The organism is Aquipuribacter hungaricus, assembly GCF_037860755.1.
In the GTDB taxonomy this organism is placed as follows: domain Bacteria; phylum Actinomycetota; class Actinomycetes; order Actinomycetales; family JBBAYJ01; genus Aquipuribacter; species Aquipuribacter hungaricus.
This window is the reverse complement of the sequence record NZ_JBBEOI010000483.1, coordinates 1-836: the sequence shown is the minus strand read 5'-3', so window position 1 is coordinate 836 and position 836 is coordinate 1. Positions and strand designations below refer to the sequence as shown.

Here is an 836-nt window from a genome sequence, read left to right as displayed (position 1 = left end):
CCCCGCGCCCGCCGCCCGCCGGCCCTGGCGCCGCCTCGCCACGCTGGGCGGCCTCGCCCTGGTGCCGGCGGTCGTCGCCGGCGCCGTGGCCTGGGGGCTGCCGGACCCGGCGTCCAACCTCGACCGGATCGAGGCGGCCGTCGTCAACCTCGACGAGCCCGTCACGGTCCAGGGCGAGACGGTGCCGCTGGGCCGCCAGGTCGTCGCGGCGCTCACCGCCGGCGTCGGCCTGGACGGCGAGCCGCTGCCCGAGGTCGACGGGGAGGGCCTGCCGAGCGACCTCACCTGGACCCTCACCGACGCCGACGGCGCCGAGGACGGTCTCGCCGAGGGTCGCTACGCCGCCGTGGTGACGATCCCCGAGGACTTCAGCGCCGCTGCGACCTCGCTGTCGGCGACGGACCCGGCCGACGCCACCGGCGCGACCGTCGACGTCCGGACGGCGGAGGCCGGGCCGGTCGGCGACGGGGCGGTCGCCGCCCTCGTCGGCGGGGTGGTCGCCGCCACGCTGGGCGAGGAGCTGACGACCACCTACCTCGACGGGCTCTACGTCGGCTTCTCCGGCGTGCGGACCTCGCTGTCCGAGGCCGCCGCGGGCGCCGGGGAGATCGGCACCGGCTCCGGCGAGCTCGCCGACGGCCTGGCCGCCACCGACGAGGGCGCCCGGCAGCTCGCCGACGGGCTCGACGGGCTGAGCGACGGCACCGCCGAGCTCGCCGACGGCAGCGACCAGCTCGCCTCCGGGGCGGGCGCCAGCGCCGAGGGGGCCCAGGCCCTCGCGGACGGGCTCGCCCAGCTGCGCGACGGCACCGCCGCCCTGCCCGGCAGCACCAGCC

At 79.8% G+C, this 836-nt stretch carries 1 protein-coding gene; it reads left to right on the top strand.

Annotation, left to right across the window (positions count from 1 at the left end):
• Positions 1–836 (top strand): YhgE/Pip domain-containing protein (locus WCS02_RS20770; RefSeq protein ID WP_422665451.1); only part of this gene is annotated, 836 nt, incomplete at both ends.